Source organism: Lysinibacillus sp. BSL11 (assembly GCF_052928325.1).
In genome coordinates this window covers 41,666-57,150 of the sequence record NZ_JAVGCX010000012.1, presented here as the reverse complement: position 1 = coordinate 57,150, position 15,485 = coordinate 41,666, and the positions used below count along the sequence as shown (strand labels likewise).

Sequence of the window (15,485 nt, the reverse complement as noted above, 5' to 3'; positions counted from 1 at the left end):
ACAGAAAAAAATCGGCACAATAATGCCGAATTTTTTCTGTTTATTTATGCACAAAAGTGCCACTTTTTCCACCCGTTTTTTCAACAAGGTAAGTTTCTTTGATGACCATCGTCTTATCAACGGCTTTGCACATATCATAAAAAGTTAGTGCAGCGACAGACACAGCAGTGAGAGCTTCCATTTCAACACCCGTTTTTCCACTACATTTAACAGTGGCTTGAATATGGAGCTCATAGCCATTCTCTGCTTTTTCATAATCAAACTGGAAATCCGTGCCCTGTAGCATAATGGGATGGCACATAGGAATGATATCAGCTGTTTTTTTAGCTCCCATAATCCCTGCAATTTGCGCAACTTGCGTCGGATCACCTTTTTTAATGCCTCCTTGTTGGATGGCTTCATAGACCGCATCGGATAAAAGAATCGTACTGCGCGCAATGGCTGTACGTGTGGTAATTTCTTTTGCGGAGATGTCGACCATTTTAGGACGACCTTCTTCGTTCCAGTGTGTAAAATTATTCATTATTAAACTCCTTTTTACTTGTTTGTGACCAGTCTTGTTGTGCGTTGATATTGATGAATGTTGAGCAATCGTCATCAAAAGGGACATAACAAACACGAAGTTGCTCTAAAAGCACTTTCATACTTCGTTTATTTTGTGCCGTTAATTGTGTCGCCTTTGGTAAAGCCGTACGTCGATATAATGCAGCTAATGGCTGATCGCGTAGTGCTTGCGTCGGAACAATGGCATCGTACGTGTCATGAATCAGGCCTGACATTTTTTGGATAAATTTTGCATTCATATAAGGCATATCGCTCGCTACGACAAAAAACCATTCCACATCAGGATAGGCTGTCATGATATGATGCAAAGCAAAAAGAGGGCCTTGATGTGGCTGCTTTTCAATGACCCATTGAACATTTTCCTTTCCAAACTGATGTTGTAAGTGCGCATTCGTAGCGATAATAAGAGGATCTAGCTGATTTTTTTGCAGGGCTATGAGACTATGTTTATATAATGGCTGTCCAGCAAACATCTCAAACATTTTTGGCTGTCCATAGCGAGAGGATTGACCGCCAGCTAACACTATACCTGCAATTTTCATAAGCGCTTTAACTCACCTACAAAATGTTGGACAGTAGGTACTATGAGCTTCGTCATAGCCAAAGTCACCGCATTTGTGGAGCCTGGTAAAACATAAATGGCTGTTTGCTGGAGACTTCCAGCGGTGGCACGACTAAACATCGCCTTTGGGCCAATTTCTTCATAGCTGAGCATTCGAAATAATTCACCAAACCCCATCATTTCTTTTTCAAGCAGAGGCAGAATGGTGTCATAGGTTTGGTCTCTTGGTGTAAATCCTGTTCCACCAGTAACGATAATGGTATTTATTGTTGGATCGCTGCACCATTTTTTAACATAACGAGCGATATCGAGCGGTTCATCCTTTGTTAGTTGGTAGTCTACAACTTCAAATGCAGCTTCCTGTAGTAAGGACTGAATACGCTGACCAGCATGATCATCTGCCTTTGTGCGTGTATCACTGACCGTTAAAACGGCAACTTGAATTGGTTGCTGCTGATGTGTGGGATGCACAGTAAGACCTCCTTCAAATGCGTTTTTGCTAAAAAACATTGCTTTTATTATAATGCTATAAATGAAAAGGTCAAACGAAAATTCATAGAAAGAAAGGCCTCATACGTATGCAAAATAGATATTCTAGACAACAATTATTTCATCCGATCGGACAAACAGGGCAACAATCCCTCCAGCAAAAACATGTCCTTATCATAGGTGCGGGGGCATTGGGGAGTGCTAGTGCAGAAGCGCTTGTGCGAGCGGGTATTGGCAGGCTGACCCTCATTGATCGTGATTATGTAGAGTGGAGTAATTTACAAAGACAGCAATTATATACAGAGCTAGATGCACAAGAAAAAATGCCCAAAGTTATCGCAGCTAAAAAGCGTCTCCAACAAATAAACACAGAGGTAGAAATTCATGTCGGTATTATGGATGCTTGCACAGAGACCTTGCTACCATTACTAGAAGATATTGATGTGATGGTCGATGCGACCGATAATTTTGATGTTCGCTTTGTCATGAATGACCTTGCGCAAAAATATCGTATTCCTTGGGTATATGGCTCTTGTGTTGGTAGTTATGGGGCGACTTATACAATTGTGCCAGGCAAAACACCTTGTTTGCATTGCTTATTAAACGTGATGCCTCATACTGGGATGACTTGTGATACGGTAGGAATTATTAGCCCAACGGTACAAATCGTAGCTGCTTATCAAGTGGCAGAGGTTTTCAAGCTGCTTGTTGGGGATGACAAAGCCTTACGAAAAAGCTACTTAACGTTTGATGTTTGGCAAAATCAACACTATGAAATCAATGTGGAGAAAATAAGGCAGGGTGATTGTCCATCTTGTGGCGACAAGCCAACCTATCCTTACCTATCCTATGAAAATCAAACGAAATTACAGATCCTTTGTGGCCGAGACGCGGTACAAATTCGACCACCAAAGCCTATCTACTATTCGCTCGACCAGCTGGCAAATCAGCTCCGTTCCCACGGAGAAGTTCAGATTAATCCGTATTTGCTAGCTTGCCAAGCGGACGATTACCGAATTGTTATTTTCCAAGATGGGCGAGTCGTGATACATGGTATACAAGATATACAGAAAGCCAAAAGCATTTATTATCGTTTATTAGGTTAAGGGAGTGTACCAAATGGTAGAAAAAAGACAACCAATTCCTGTGGCAGAAGCCGTTCATCGTGTAATGGACTATGCCTTTCAAGCAAAAAAGGAGCATGTGCCATTAACGCAAGCGCATGGACGTTTTATAGCACAAGCTATTAGAGCCGATCATGATGTACCAGCTTTTGATCGTTCACCGTATGATGGCTATGCCATTCGTTCCATCGATAGTCAAGAGGCATCTTCACAGCATCCAGTCCGCTTTCAAGTCGTTGGGGAAATTGGCGCTGGCTATGTCTATGATGACGAAGTTGGCGATCATCAAGCTGTCCGCATTATGACGGGGGCCCCGATACCACAAGGATGTGATGCAGTGGTCATGCTAGAATTAACCCATACATTTGAAGAAAATCATCAAAAGTATATGTCGATTAAACGACCTTTTGAAGCAGGTACTAACATTTCCTATAAAGGGGAAGATGTACAGCAAGGCGCTGTCCTCATTGAACAGGGACAAACGATTAATCCAGGAGTGATGGCACTGCTTGCTACTTTTGGCTATGAGCAAGTACCTGTTTATCGTAAAACAGTTATTGGTGTGCTTGCCACTGGTAGCGAATTATTAGAGCCAGGGGAATCTTTACAGCCAGGTAAGATTCGCAATAGTAATGCCTATATGATTATGGCGCAAATTGAGCGTGCTGGCGCAGAAGTGAAATATTTTGGCAAGTTTAGTGATGATCTTGCGTTATGTATTGATCGTGTTGAAAAGGCCCTACAGGAAGTTGATATTTTAATTACAACGGGTGGCGTTTCCGTAGGTGATTATGATTATTTACCAGCTATTTACGAGGCGATTAATGCAAAGGTATTGTTTAATAAAATAGCGATGCGTCCAGGTAGTGTGACAACAGTTGCTGCTCGCAACGACAAATTATTATTTGGCCTTTCTGGTAATCCTTCAGCCTGCTATGTTGGCTTTGAGCTATTTGTACGTCCGATTATACGTTCTGCATATGGGCATACTCAACCACATTTACGTAGAGAGCAAGCTATTTTAGGGGCTGATTTTACAAAGCCCAATCCCTTTACACGCTTTGTACGAGCTCGTATCGATTATGAAAAAGGGCAGCTCGTAACTGTCCCATCTGGGTTCGATAAATCGAGTGCAGTTTCATCTTTAGCGACAGCCAATGCGTTCATTGTTTTACCAGGAGGCTCCAGAGGCTATGAAAAGGGTATGCAAGTGGATGTCCTTTTGCTAGAAGATTTGCAAGGAAGTGAGTGGCCTTGGGACAATATCGAAAAATCTTACAGATAGTTGGCTATCAAAATAGTGGGAAAACAACATTGATGGCGCAATTGATCAAGCGGGCTACAATGGAAGGGCTAAGGGTTGGAGCCATTAAGCATCATGGACATGGTGGTGTACCGATGATGGAAACTTCAAAGGATAGTAGTCGGCATGAGCAAGCAGGCGCGGTTGTCACAGCAGTGGAGGGGGCGGGTACTTTACGTATGAGTATCCACCAAAATAGCTGGCAATTGGCTGATATACTAGCGATTTATGATTCTTTTCCCCTGGATATCATGCTAATTGAAGGGTATAAAAATGAACATTATCCGAAGGTTGTGCTGCTGCGCACTGCTCAGGACCAAGTACTGCTACAGCAAGTAACCAATATCCTCTGTGTAATTTATTGGCCAAGCTGTCCACTTGATCTATCCCTAACAATCCCAGCTTTTTCGATTCATGAAGAAACACAATATATGGAATTTTTGTTGACAGAAATGAGGGGAAAACGATGACGACAGCGTTATTTGAAATTATCGATCAACCGATAGATGTAGAGGAAGTAAGGCAAAAAGTCCTTAGTCGAAATGCTGGAGCCATCACATTATTCATCGGCACAGTGCGTGAAATGACGAATGGTAAAAAAACGATGCATTTGGAATATCAAGCCTATCCAGCAATGGCGATTAAAATGTTTGAACAGATTGCAAAGGAAATACAAGAAGAGTGGCCAGAAGCAAAAGTGGCCATCACCCATCGTGTCGGGCATTTAGCTATTTCCGATATTGCCGTAGTGATTGCTGTGTCATCACCGCATCGTAAAATAGCTTACATGGCGAATGAATATGCAATTGATCGCATAAAACAAATCGTACCCATATGGAAAAAAGAACATTGGGAGGACGGGACAGAGTGGATTGGTGATCAATTGGAAAATGTTCCCTATCCGCAAGGGAAACCAGCCATTCAGGAGGAGGAAGACCTGTGATTAACATTTTATTATTTGCCCACCTACAGGAAGCACTAGGTGAATCAAAGCTATCAGTAGAGCTGTCAGATGTGACAGTTGCACAGTTAAAAGAGTGGATGGAAAAGCGCTATCCTCAGCTAACATTACAACAGATCATGACAGCGGTTAATGAGGAATTTGCAACGGATACGACGATTGTCAAATCTGGCGACACAATCGCCTTTATTCCACCGATCAGTGGGGGATGAGCAAAAAGAGGTAGTTGGCTTGAGCCAACTACCTCTTTTATACTTTCAGGATATGGATAGTAAGAAGTAAAAGGAAGGAAATGGCGATCATACACAGAACCCATGTCCAGGCAAGGGGCATGTTTCCAGAATCGATGGCCATATATATTGCTAGCGGTGTTGTTTGTGTTTTCCCTGGAATATTTCCCGCAAACATAAGTGTCGCTCCAAACTCACCCAAAGCTCGTGTGAAGCTTAGAATCCCACCAGAAACAAGTGCCTTTAATGCAAGGGGAATGGACACATAAAGAAAGACCTGCCATTCATTCGCCCCATCCACACGTGCTGCATTTTCAATATCTCGATCGACAGAGGCAAAGCCAGTTTTAGCTGATTGATACATTAATGGAAAGGCAACGATTGTAGAAGCGATGACGGCCGCCCACCATGTGAACATGATAGGTTGATCGAATAGCCAGATAATGAAATTTCCTAGCATACTATTTTTCCCGAAAATGACGATAAGCAGGAAACCGACTACGGTAGGAGGTAAAACTAATGGTAGTAGCAATACCGTTTCTAGCACTAGTTTGCCTTTGAAATCATGGGTTGCCATCCATTTACCCATTAAAATACCTGCTATAATAGCGATGATCCCTGCAACAAAAGCAATTTCGATCGAAAGCCTAAGTGGAGACCAAAAATCGGTACTCATCTTTTATTGAGCCCCTTTAAATCCATACTCTTCAAAGACATCCATCGCTTCATCACTTTGTAAGAAGTGATAAAAATCCTCCGCCTCTTGCCCATGCTTACTAGCTTTTAGAACACCTACAGGATAAATAATCGGTGCGTGCATAGCATCATCGGCAGTTGCCACGACATTGACCTTATCAGAGACAAGGGCATCTGTTTTATAGACCATCCCAGCATCCACATTTTCTGTTTCTGTATAAGTAAGTACTTGACGTACATCTTTTGTATATACTACTTTTGATTCGAGTGAATCCCAAAGTTGCATATTTTTTAATGTGTCCACACCATACTGTCCAGCAGGAACCGTTTCGGGCGTACCGAGTGCAATTTTTCCTGCTTGTTGTAAATCTTCAAAGGATTGAATTTGCTTTTCATTGTTTTTAGGCACGATTAATACTAAGTCATTGGCTAAAAGATCCGTTCCTAGCTTTTGATCGATCATTTCTTTCTCTACAAGCACATCAAATTTATCCTCCGCTGCTGAAAAGAAAAGGTCTGCAGGAGCCCCTTGTAAAATTTGTTGCTGTAAAGCACCTGAACCACCAAAGTTATAGAGGATTTTGATTGTATCGTGTTGTTTTTCATAAGTTGTTTTCAATTCCTCTAAGGCATCCTGTAGACTAGCCGCCGCAGAAATCGTGAGTTCAACAGGTTCGTTTGTTGCCGCCTCTTTTTCTTGGTTACCACAGGCTGCTAATAGTCCAACTAGTACGAACAGTGTCGCAAATAAACGATAAAATTTTTTCACTATGAGTATACTCCTTTTATAACTCGTTATAACAAAACATAACTAATTATAATCAGATATAAATAAAAAAGAAAGTTAGTAAGGGTAGAAAATGTCAAGATGTTCATAAAGCTATAAATACGTTACCATGTAAATAGAGGCTTATAGGAGGAGAACTTTTACATGTCACAAGAACAATCCTATACGATTGAAGAGGTTGCACAATTATTAAAGGTTTCAAAATTAACAATTTATGATTTAGTGAAAAAGGGTGATTTGCCAGTTTTCCGCGTAGGACGGCAAATGCGGGTAGATCGTGCTGACTTGCAAACCTATATACAAAAACGGAAAACAGGTAGTACGCCAGCTGTGGCACAGGCTTCCATTGTCACTCCGACTAAAAATCATGCGAAAATTATAGTGAGTGGGCAAGATTTAGTATTAGATATTTTAGCAAAATATATCGAGAAACGACGATCTATGAAAGTATTACGCTCACATGAAGGTAGTTTTAATGGTGTAATGGCGTTGTATCACGGAGACTGTGATATTGCGAGTTTACATATGTTTGATGGGGATACAGGAGATTATAATACTCCTTATGTAAAAAAAATCTTTGTCAGCCATGCCTTTGTGCTCATCAATGTTGTATCACGTAAAGCAGGTTTCTATGTTCAAAAGGGGAATCCGTTGGAAATTCACACATTTGAAGATTTTCAAACAAAGACATTCACATTTATCAACCGTGAAAAAGGCTCAGGTGCTCGTACTCTGTTAGATGAGCAATTGCGCATTCATGGTATTGCATCATCCACGATTGCAGGCTATGCCCATGAAGAAATGAGCCACCTCGATGTCGCCTCTGCAGTCGCCAATGGACGTGCAGATGTTGGGATTGGCATTGAAAAAATCGCCAAGCTTATTCAGGTCGATTTTATACCAATGGTCACTGAACGTTACGATATTGTGTTATTAAAAACACCAGAAAATCAACCGCTCATCGATATGGTGAAGGAGATTTTAAATACTTCTGATTTCCAATCTGAAGTAGCTGCATTAGGAGATTATGACGTCTCTTTAATGGGCCAAGTCATGTATGAAACGCTATAATCGAAAATTCATATTGAGTTTAATGAAAAAATCAATTACAATTCTAACTAGGAAATTTTATGGTCGTTGTGTCATTTAGTATGGCTCAGCTACTATATGTTTTATGATACATGGTGAGATGGATAAATTAGTAGGTGCTACTGCTAGGATATTAGCCCACCATAAAATAGCTTGCGTACTCAATGCGCAACTATTTTATGGTGGGCTTTTTTGTATAGTAAAAAGGAGATGGATGATGTGACATGGTCAGTACTACATATTATTGGCATGATTGCCTACGCCATTAGTGGAGCATTTGTTGCGTTACAGGCCAACTATTCTTTTATTGGCATATTTGTGCTTGGTCTTACAACGTCTTATGGTGGTTCCATTATCCGCAATGTTGTACTGGATATCCCTGTGTCAGATATATGGGAACGGCAATCCTTATTAGTCGTTTTAGTCACGCTGACGACCATTTTATTTGTCAAAAGGAACTGGATTCATCATTGGAACCGCTGGGGCTATTTCTTTGATTCAATTGGCCTAGCCTCTTTCGCCATACAAGGCGGATTGTTAGCAAAAAGCTTGCATCACGACCTAGGTATCATTATTATAGCGTCGATGTTTACGGGTGTTGGCGGAGGCATGGTTCGAGATTTATTAGCTGGTAGAGCGCCGCTTGCATTAAGAGAAGAAATCCACGCTGTCCTAACCTTTGTATGTGCCCTTTGTATATGGTTGGGGTGGGACAGCCCGTTTGAATTGTCAGTCATTGTTATTTTTATAGTAGTGATTCGCATGTTATCTGTGAATAATAAATTAAAATGGAAGCTTCCTTTTCAACATTCCTATAACCATGCAAAGGAAAAATAGGTTGATTGTCGAAATAGGTGAAGGTAGTTTTTTAATTCGAAAAAAGGAGGGGTAAAATGGCAATAGAACGTTTACGTGAGTGGTTACTATCTTCAAATAATACAGTGATTCTAACAGGAGCGGGCATGTCAACGGAAAGTGGAGTTCCCGATTTCCGTTCAGCATCTGGTTGGTGGAAACAAATGGATCCAAGAACTGTCGCAACAACGGAAGCATTAACAGATCACTACTCATTATTTCATGAATTTTATAAAACACGTATTGAAAACCTAGAAAAGGCGGCTCCCCATGAGGGGCATCATATATTAGCTGATTGGGAAGAAAGAGGTCTAGTGTCTCTAATCGCTACTCAAAATGTGGATGGTTTTCATCAATTAGCGGGAAGTCAATACGTAGAGGAATTACATGGCTCCATTCGATCTATTCGTTGTCAACGTTGCCAGCAGGCTGCAGGCATGGAAAGCTTCTTGAACAAGGCTAATTGCTCCCATTGTGGTGGGAAACTTCGTCCAAATGTCGTGCTATTTGGAGAAAGCCTACCACAAGCAAGCTGGCACCGTTCCATGGAGGCAATCAAAACAGCTGAACTTGTCCTTGTCATTGGAACGAGTCTTGAGGTGTATCCCGTCAACCAACTGCCTATGATGACAACAGGAAAAACCGTTTATATTAATATGGATATTTCACAGCAGACAACCCCATTTGATCTGACGGTGAGAGGGAAAATAAAAGAAGTGTTGCAAACACTTCAAATCTAAAAAAGGCGCCCTTGCAATTCCAAGTGGCGCCTAAAACATTTGGGGTAGAAATTCCCTCATGAATCGTTGATTTTTTCGTAACCATATCTTCAAAATCATACGATGTGTTAACAGTTTATGCCTTTTATTTGGTCTCGCCTTTGCTTCTATGAGGCTCTGTAAAAGAATACAAGTTTCAGGTGCAAAAGCTTGAGGTTCAACGAGAACATCCAGCTTGTAATCAATCAACTGGGCTGTCTGAACCTTGGCAAGTAATTGCGCAAATTGTGTATTCATGGTAGCGTAATTTTCCTCTAATTCTAGGTCAATCAATGAATAGAGCGTTTGCTCTATTTCAACTTCTAATTCCTCCAGTAACTCTTTTGACGGCAGTGTCAATAGTTCACCCTCTTTTATACGACTAGATAACCAATAGCTGCACTAAGTATGCCAATTAGCAAGGTACTGGCAATATAGCTAATGGCTTGTCTCCATTTTTGTTGTTCTATAAGCTGTAGACATTCAAATCCAAAAGTAGAAAAAGTTGTGTAGGCTCCTAAAAAACCTATGCCAATTAATTGCCATAACCAATCACTAAGATGTAGGGCAAATAAGAAACCAAGCGCAAAGGAGCCTGTACAATTAATAATCAAAGTCGCCCATGGATAGGGATGTACAAGTAATTTTCCTAAATAAAATCTAGAAAGAGCGCCAAAAAATCCACCAATTCCAACTAAAATCATGCAATACGCCCCCTAGCAAGTCGTATTCCCAGCCATGTGCAAGCTAATCCACCTAAAACACTCACTGTAACATAGAGTACAGCCTGTAGCCACTCGCTATTTTCTAGGAGTAATAGTGTCTCTAAGGAAAATGTCGAAAAGGTAGTAAAAGCGCCACAAAACCCTGTACCTACTCCTAGTATAATAGGTGTGCGTTTTATAAAAGAAGTAAAAAGCCATGCTAAGCAAAAGCAGCCCAGTAAATTTATAAACAGTGTTGTGAATGGAAATATTTCTGTATTGGGAACGGCGAGACTAAGGCTATATCGACAGATGGCACCAAGAATTCCACCAATTCCCACGGCTAGGAATGACCTCAACATAAAAACCCCTTACTGAAAATGACTATAATGAAAGTGTATCATGAGACAAAAATTTTAGAAATATTTCAATTCAAGTTATGTCCCCAAATCGATTATTAAAATGTATATAGTGTATAGAAAGTTATAAATGCTTATGAAATAATATTTCGAAATATTATATATGGAAAATGAAATTGCATGGACAATTCTTTGTCCATTTTATGTGAATCCGTTGACGGAAAACCCGATGACGGCTAAACCATAAACGGAAATCACGACACTACTAAATAATAAATAACTAAATAATAATTAACTAAATAATAATTAACTAAATAAAGATGATGAGATAAGCATATGGAAGGAGTGCAACAGACGCAAAAAGAATATTCTATTGTCTACTACTTGGTATCAAAATCACTAGTCGTGTATTTCAGTCTTTAGGTTAATGTTTGTGCTGTAGAATTATTGTAAGGTTATAGACAACACTGTAATTTTAAGCATGTTCTCCCTTTGATTCCTTGAAGCATTTCAATGCTTTAAAGCGCTAACTATTTCCTGAAAATGATAAAAAATAACAGGGTGATAGTTGACAAATATTTCTATAGTGTGATAATCTTCAAGAACACTATAACAAATAAACTAAAGGAGGGCATGACAATGTTAATTTTATCCGCATCAAATTCAATCACAGTTACATACATTGTCCGTGCCTAACGCTTTATTTACTATTGCAGAACTAGGTATGGAATTATCCTGCCTTTTATAAGAGACACTTACTCTTTTAGGGTATGTGTCTTTTTTTGTGCAAAAAAGGTTGTAGTGAAAACAAAAAGGAGTGTATGTATATGACAAAAACAGTTAGAAGAATGATTTTCAAAAAGGAATTTCTAGAAAGTGGGTAGTCATCCACAACAGCACGGAGGAAAGAAGGTTATGATGTATGTTTGATGTGTTAAGTAAATTAGGCTGGTTCTTTAAAAAATACTGGAAGCAATATACGGTGGCCATTATTCTACTAATGGTTGCCAGTGGATTAGAGGTTGTCCCTCCCTATCTACTCGGTTCTATTATAGATCTATTGACTGCAGGAGAAATGACACCAGCTATTTTAACAAAGTATGTCTTGATTTTTATTGGGATTATTATTGGGGGCTATTTATTAAATTTTGTGTGGCAATTCCGACTATTTGAAGGAGCTATCAACCTTGAGAAAATTTTACGTCGTAATTTAATGCAGCATTTTTTACGCATGACCCCAACATTTTATGAAAAAAACCGTACTGGTGACCTGATGGCACGTGCAACAAATGACTTGAATGCCGTATCCATGACAGCAGGTTTTGGCATTATGACGTTGATTGATTCAACGATTTATATGGGCTTTATCATTTTTGCGATGGGCTATATGATTTCTTGGAAGCTCACATTTTTTGCCATGTTACCAGTCCCTATTATGGCGATCCTCATTCAATATTTGGGAAAAATTGTTCATGAGCGATATATGAAGGCACAAGATGCTTTTGGGGAACTAAACGATAGTGTGCTGGAATCTGTAGCAGGAGTGCGCGTGGTGCGTGCCTATGTGCAGGAAAAAAAGGATGAGGCTAATTTTGCAGATATGAGTGAAGTTGTGTATGCGAAAAATATTCATACAGCGAAAATCAATGCTTTATTTGGCCCGATTACAAAAGTTGGAACAGGCATTAGCTATGTTGTAGCACTTGGTTACGGGGCTCATTTAGTGGCAACAGAAGCGATGACGGTTGGGCAACTGGTGACGTTTAATGTTTATTTAGGTTTGGCTGTTTGGCCGATATTTGCGATTGGTGAGCTCATCAATGTTATGCAGCAGGGGAATGCCTCACTAGATCGCGTGCAGGAAACATTGAACTACGAGGCAGATGTTCGAAATATTCCGAATCCCCAAATGATTGCGACACCAAATGCGATTGGCTTTGATGCCTTAACATTCCAATATCCGATGAGTCAGGTGAAAAACCTACAGCAGATTTCACTTTCCTTGAAAAAAGGTCAAACCCTTGGCATTGTAGGTAAAACGGGAGCAGGTAAAACAACCTTCCTACGCCAATTATTGCGAGAATACCCAATTGGTCAGGGACAGCTTGCCATTGACGGTATCGATATTACGGCTCAAACGAAGGAGCAGATCCTCGATTGGATTGGTTATGTGCCACAAGATCATGTGCTATTCTCACGAACTATTCGTGAAAATATATTATTTGGGAAAGAAGATGCAACACAAGCAGAGTTGCAGCAGGCGATACGTGCCGCTTATTTTGAAAAGGATTTAGACAATCTACCAATGGGCCTTGAAACACTTGTTGGAGAAAAGGGTGTCTCTCTTTCAGGCGGTCAAAAACAACGTGTGTCTATTGCTCGTGCTTTAATTAAAGATCCTGAAATTTTAATGCTGGATGATTCGCTTTCCGCTGTCGACGCGAAGACAGAGGCAAGAATTATTGAAAATATTCAGCGTGAACGTCAAGGTAAAACGACGATTATTACGACACATCGCTTGTCTGGTATTCAGCATGCCGATGTCATCATCGTACTGGATGATGGGCAAATTGTAGAGCAGGGAACACATGAGGAACTTCTTGCGCAACAAGGATGGTATAAAGAGCAATTTGACCGTCAGCAGCTAGAAGGAGGTGCCTCATGAGTACGAGTCAACGTTTAATACGCTATGCGATGTATTTTAAAAAGCCGATACTATTAGGCTTATTCTTCCTAACAATTGCCGTATTCACGGAGCTTGTTGGACCGTTTATTGCGAAACATATTATTGATAATTATATGACAATCGGTCATATAGAAATCAAACCGATTACATGGTTGCTCATTGTTTATTTACTTTTAGCCATTGCAACAGCCATATTACGTTATTTTATGTATATTTATTTGCAAATTGGGGCAAATCGTGTCATCCAAAAATTACGTAAAGATGTCTTTGAACATATTCAAACTTTACCGATCCAATACTTTGACAATTTACCAGCGGGTAAAATTGTTGCTCGTGTAACAAACGATACAGAGGCAGTTCGGAATTTATATGTACAGGTACTATCTAATTTTGCGACGAGCTTTATTTCTATTTTTGGGGTGTATATAGCGCTCTTTATTTTAAATTGGAAAATGGCAATGCTTGCTTTAACCATGATTCCAATTGTTTATGTGTGGATGATTTTATATCGAAAATTTGCCTCTAAATACAACGATGTCATTCGTACAAAAATTGCAGATATTAATGCCATGATTAATGAATCCATTCAGGGCATGACAATTATTCAGGCGTTCCGTCGTGAGCAGCAAATGACGAAGGAATTTGATGACATGAATAATGAGCATTATGCGTATGAACGTAAGCTGCTGGTGCTTGATTCAGCTACATCCTTTAACCTTGTGAATACGCTAAGACTCATCATGTTTACGGTCTTTATTTTCTACTTTGGTACACGCTCATTTACTGCAACTGAAGTGATTACGGCAGGGACATTGTATGCATTTGTTGATTACTTAACAAAGCTATTTAATCCGATCACGAATATTGTGAACCAGTTTTCACAGCTTGAGCGTTCACTCATTGCAGGTAAACGTGTCTTTGAGGTGCTAGATACGAATGGCGAGCCTGTTTCTAAAAAGAGCATCCCACGATATAAAGGAAATGTGGTTTTCGAAGATGTTTCCTTTGCCTATAAAGATAATGAATATGTGTTGAAAAACCTGTCATTTGAAGCACATCAAGGTGAAACAATTGCCTTAGTTGGTCATACAGGTTCAGGGAAAAGTTCCATAATGAACTTGTTGTTCCGCTTCTACGATCCGTCAAAAGGCAAAATAACCATTGATGGCATTGATATTACCTCTGTTCCACGTCAAACGATGCGTGAACATATGGGTATTGTGCTACAGGACCCTTACTTATTTACGGGTACGATTGCATCCAATGTTAGCTTAAACAACCCGCGCATCTCTCAGGAGAAAATAGAAGCTTCCTTAAATGCTGTTGGTGGGGAACGCGTTTTAGCTAATTTACCAAATGGCTATGAGGAGCCAGTCATTGAGAAGGGCAGTACATTATCTTCAGGACAACGTCAGTTGATTTCATTTGCACGCGCTCTAGCATTTGATCCAGCAATTTTAATATTAGATGAAGCGACATCGAATATTGATACGGAAACGGAAGAAATTATTCAGCATGCGATGGATGTCCTGAAAAAAGGACGAACAACGTTTATTATTGCCCATCGACTTTCTACGATTAAAAATGCAGATCGTATTCTTGTACTTGATCGCGGGAAAATTGTAGAAAACGGCACGCATGATGAACTGCTAGCACTTGGCGGAATTTATGACAAAATGTATCAAATGCAAGCGAACTCCTTACAATAAATTAATAGCTATGAAAAGCCCCACTTCAACTGAAGCGGGGCTTTTCTATTTATCTTACATATTTAAAGACATTGACAAAGAATAACAGGACAGACAACGCTACAGCAATACCACCACCAGACACGAAAAGCTCAAATAACCAGCGTGGTACATCCCAATACACCATCATCATGCCAACAAAAAGGAAGGGTAAACCGAGATTATAAAGCCAGAACTGTGCTTTGGCGAGACCTGTCTCCGCAGCATTTTTATAAGTCGAATAAATTAAACCAATGAATCCAGTAGTCAGCCAACCTACCACACCAATATGAGCATGTGTCGCTTTCCATTGAAGTTGAACCGTATAATGCATAAACAGGCCAAAAGCAAAAACAATCAATAAATAAAAGACTGAAACCTTTATCCATTTAGCACCCATTATCCACAACTCCTTTCTTGAAAGTGATTTTAGCTAGCTGCTACAGTATATTCTTGTCAAATTAAAAAGATGCTTGTATGTATTTGAAAATAAATGTTGTTGGTTTTCATTAAACTAAAATAATTAATGGGAACTTTTTAGTAATATGTAAACTTTTCATGGAGTTCTGCGTTGTATAGGCAGAAGGGAGG

Annotated in this window: 19 protein-coding genes; 10 read left to right on the top strand and 9 right to left on the bottom strand. The window is 39.9% G+C overall.

Annotation, left to right across the window (positions count from 1 at the left end; genetic code table 11):
- Positions 1 to 40: 40 nt before the first annotated feature.
- From moaC to RCJ95_RS15185, 3 genes are read right to left on the bottom strand one after another with little or no spacing between them, the layout of a single operon-like run.
- Positions 41 to 523, bottom strand: a complete 483-nt coding sequence (gene moaC, locus RCJ95_RS15195; RefSeq protein WP_048392450.1) for a cyclic pyranopterin monophosphate synthase MoaC — start codon at positions 521 to 523, stop codon at positions 41 to 43.
- Positions 516 to 1,106, bottom strand: coding sequence for a molybdenum cofactor guanylyltransferase (gene mobA / locus RCJ95_RS15190; RefSeq protein WP_446722444.1), 591 nt, complete (start codon positions 1,104 to 1,106; stop codon positions 516 to 518). Before mobA ends, moaC begins: the two co-directional genes overlap by 8 nt.
- Entirely contained in the window at positions 1,103 to 1,597 is a 495-nt protein-coding gene (locus RCJ95_RS15185) for a MogA/MoaB family molybdenum cofactor biosynthesis protein (RefSeq protein WP_221680326.1), read from the bottom strand. Before RCJ95_RS15185 ends, mobA begins: the two co-directional genes overlap by 4 nt.
- Before the next feature lie 107 nt (positions 1,598 to 1,704).
- Here RCJ95_RS15185 and RCJ95_RS15180 point away from each other — a divergent pair, with 107 nt between their 5' ends.
- Genes RCJ95_RS15180 through moaD form a run of 5 tightly spaced genes read left to right on the top strand, consistent with a single transcriptional unit; the run spans position 1,705 to position 5,215 of the window.
- A complete protein-coding gene (locus RCJ95_RS15180; RefSeq protein ID WP_221680327.1) occupies positions 1,705 to 2,721 on the top strand; it encodes a thiazole biosynthesis adenylyltransferase ThiF in 1,017 nt (338 codons plus the stop codon).
- 13 nt (positions 2,722 to 2,734) lie between these two features.
- Positions 2,735 to 4,024: a molybdopterin molybdotransferase MoeA gene (locus RCJ95_RS15175; RefSeq protein ID WP_274769369.1), complete on the top strand. Its 1,290-nt coding sequence runs from the start codon at positions 2,735 to 2,737 to the stop codon at positions 4,022 to 4,024.
- Positions 3,994 to 4,512, top strand: coding sequence for a molybdopterin-guanine dinucleotide biosynthesis protein B (mobB, locus tag RCJ95_RS15170; protein ID WP_274769367.1), 519 nt, complete (start codon positions 3,994 to 3,996; stop codon positions 4,510 to 4,512). Before RCJ95_RS15175 ends, mobB begins: the two co-directional genes overlap by 31 nt.
- Entirely contained in the window at positions 4,509 to 4,985 is a 477-nt protein-coding gene (locus RCJ95_RS15165) for a molybdenum cofactor biosynthesis protein MoaE (protein ID WP_221680330.1), read from the top strand. Before mobB ends, RCJ95_RS15165 begins: the two co-directional genes overlap by 4 nt.
- Positions 4,982 to 5,215, top strand: a complete 234-nt coding sequence (gene moaD / locus RCJ95_RS15160) for a molybdopterin converting factor subunit 1 (RefSeq protein WP_221680331.1) — start codon at positions 4,982 to 4,984, stop codon at positions 5,213 to 5,215. The genes RCJ95_RS15165 and moaD overlap by 4 nt, the downstream gene beginning before the upstream one ends.
- Positions 5,216 to 5,252: 37 nt before the next feature.
- Here moaD and modB read toward each other — a convergent pair whose 3' ends face one another.
- Positions 5,253 to 5,909: a molybdate ABC transporter permease subunit gene (gene modB, locus RCJ95_RS15155; RefSeq protein WP_221680332.1), complete on the bottom strand. Its 657-nt coding sequence runs from the start codon at positions 5,907 to 5,909 to the stop codon at positions 5,253 to 5,255.
- 3 nt (positions 5,910 to 5,912) lie between these two features.
- Positions 5,913 to 6,698, bottom strand: coding sequence for a molybdate ABC transporter substrate-binding protein (gene modA / locus RCJ95_RS15150; protein ID WP_446722443.1), 786 nt, complete (start codon positions 6,696 to 6,698; stop codon positions 5,913 to 5,915).
- Between the two features lie 162 nt (positions 6,699 to 6,860).
- Between modA and RCJ95_RS15145 the strand changes: the two genes are divergently transcribed.
- The 3 genes from RCJ95_RS15145 (at position 6,861) to RCJ95_RS15135 (ending at position 9,400) form a co-directional block, all read left to right on the top strand.
- Positions 6,861 to 7,787: a helix-turn-helix transcriptional regulator gene (locus RCJ95_RS15145; protein ID WP_257522405.1), complete on the top strand. Its 927-nt coding sequence runs from the start codon at positions 6,861 to 6,863 to the stop codon at positions 7,785 to 7,787.
- Between the two features lie 228 nt (positions 7,788 to 8,015).
- Positions 8,016 to 8,642: a trimeric intracellular cation channel family protein gene (locus tag RCJ95_RS15140; protein WP_255600900.1), complete on the top strand. Its 627-nt coding sequence runs from the start codon at positions 8,016 to 8,018 to the stop codon at positions 8,640 to 8,642.
- A gap of 56 nt (positions 8,643 to 8,698) precedes the next feature.
- Entirely contained in the window at positions 8,699 to 9,400 is a 702-nt protein-coding gene (locus RCJ95_RS15135) for an SIR2 family NAD-dependent protein deacylase (RefSeq protein ID WP_221680336.1), read from the top strand.
- Between the two features lie 30 nt (positions 9,401 to 9,430).
- Here the strand turns inward: RCJ95_RS15135 and RCJ95_RS15130 are convergent, their stop codons facing one another.
- Genes RCJ95_RS15130 through crcB (RCJ95_RS15120) form a run of 3 tightly spaced genes read right to left on the bottom strand, consistent with a single transcriptional unit; the run spans position 9,431 to position 10,484 of the window.
- Positions 9,431 to 9,778, bottom strand: a complete 348-nt coding sequence (locus RCJ95_RS15130; protein WP_221680337.1) for a hypothetical protein — start codon at positions 9,776 to 9,778, stop codon at positions 9,431 to 9,433.
- A 14-nt stretch (positions 9,779 to 9,792) separates the two neighbouring features.
- Complete coding sequence (gene crcB / locus RCJ95_RS15125) at positions 9,793 to 10,122, bottom strand: fluoride efflux transporter CrcB (protein ID WP_257522403.1); 330 nt, start codon at positions 10,120 to 10,122, stop codon at positions 9,793 to 9,795.
- Positions 10,119 to 10,484 carry a fluoride efflux transporter CrcB gene (crcB, locus tag RCJ95_RS15120; RefSeq protein ID WP_221680339.1) on the bottom strand — a complete coding sequence of 122 codons (366 nt, stop codon included), beginning with the start codon at positions 10,482 to 10,484 and terminating at the stop codon, positions 10,119 to 10,121. Before crcB (RCJ95_RS15120) ends, crcB (RCJ95_RS15125) begins: the two co-directional genes overlap by 4 nt.
- Positions 10,485 to 11,403: 919 nt before the next feature.
- Here crcB (RCJ95_RS15120) and RCJ95_RS15115 point away from each other — a divergent pair.
- The gene (locus tag RCJ95_RS15115; RefSeq protein WP_004230573.1) at positions 11,404 to 13,146 is read left to right on the top strand and encodes an ABC transporter ATP-binding protein; all 1,743 of its coding nucleotides are present in this window, start codon (positions 11,404 to 11,406) and stop codon (positions 13,144 to 13,146) included.
- Positions 13,143 to 14,876 (top strand): ABC transporter ATP-binding protein, encoded by a 1,734-nt coding sequence (locus RCJ95_RS15110; protein WP_221680340.1) that lies wholly within the window; start codon positions 13,143 to 13,145, stop codon positions 14,874 to 14,876. The genes RCJ95_RS15115 and RCJ95_RS15110 overlap by 4 nt, the downstream gene beginning before the upstream one ends.
- A gap of 49 nt (positions 14,877 to 14,925) precedes the next feature.
- On the opposite strand, the gene RCJ95_RS15105 is transcribed toward RCJ95_RS15110, so the two are convergent.
- Positions 14,926 to 15,294 carry a hypothetical protein gene (locus tag RCJ95_RS15105; RefSeq protein WP_004230571.1) on the bottom strand — a complete coding sequence of 123 codons (369 nt, stop codon included), beginning with the start codon at positions 15,292 to 15,294 and terminating at the stop codon, positions 14,926 to 14,928.
- Positions 15,295 to 15,485: the final 191 nt, after the last annotated feature.

What these genes read in the sequence shown, in the direction of transcription:
- moaC (WP_048392450.1), bottom strand. Translation starts at nt 523, where the DNA reads ATGAATAATTTTACACACTGGAACGAAGAAGGTCGTCCTAAAATGGTC.
- mobA (WP_446722444.1), bottom strand. Translation starts at nt 1,106, where the DNA reads ATGAAAATTGCAGGTATAGTGTTAGCTGGCGGTCAATCCTCTCGCTAT.
- RCJ95_RS15180 (WP_221680327.1), top strand. Translation starts at nt 1,705, where the DNA reads ATGCAAAATAGATATTCTAGACAACAATTATTTCATCCGATCGGACAA.
- RCJ95_RS15175 (WP_274769369.1), top strand. Translation starts at nt 2,735, where the DNA reads ATGGTAGAAAAAAGACAACCAATTCCTGTGGCAGAAGCCGTTCATCGT.
- RCJ95_RS15165 (WP_221680330.1), top strand. Translation starts at nt 4,509, where the DNA reads ATGACGACAGCGTTATTTGAAATTATCGATCAACCGATAGATGTAGAG.
- modB (WP_221680332.1), bottom strand. Translation starts at nt 5,909, where the DNA reads ATGAGTACCGATTTTTGGTCTCCACTTAGGCTTTCGATCGAAATTGCT.
- RCJ95_RS15145 (WP_257522405.1), top strand. Translation starts at nt 6,861, where the DNA reads ATGTCACAAGAACAATCCTATACGATTGAAGAGGTTGCACAATTATTA.
- RCJ95_RS15140 (WP_255600900.1), top strand. Translation starts at nt 8,016, where the DNA reads ATGGATGATGTGACATGGTCAGTACTACATATTATTGGCATGATTGCC.
- RCJ95_RS15135 (WP_221680336.1), top strand. Translation starts at nt 8,699, where the DNA reads ATGGCAATAGAACGTTTACGTGAGTGGTTACTATCTTCAAATAATACA.
- crcB (WP_257522403.1), bottom strand. Translation starts at nt 10,122, where the DNA reads ATGATTTTAGTTGGAATTGGTGGATTTTTTGGCGCTCTTTCTAGATTT.
- crcB (WP_221680339.1), bottom strand. Translation starts at nt 10,484, where the DNA reads ATGTTGAGGTCATTCCTAGCCGTGGGAATTGGTGGAATTCTTGGTGCC.
- RCJ95_RS15115 (WP_004230573.1), top strand. Translation starts at nt 11,404, where the DNA reads ATGTTTGATGTGTTAAGTAAATTAGGCTGGTTCTTTAAAAAATACTGG.
- RCJ95_RS15110 (WP_221680340.1), top strand. Translation starts at nt 13,143, where the DNA reads ATGAGTACGAGTCAACGTTTAATACGCTATGCGATGTATTTTAAAAAG.
- RCJ95_RS15105 (WP_004230571.1), bottom strand. Translation starts at nt 15,294, where the DNA reads ATGGGTGCTAAATGGATAAAGGTTTCAGTCTTTTATTTATTGATTGTT.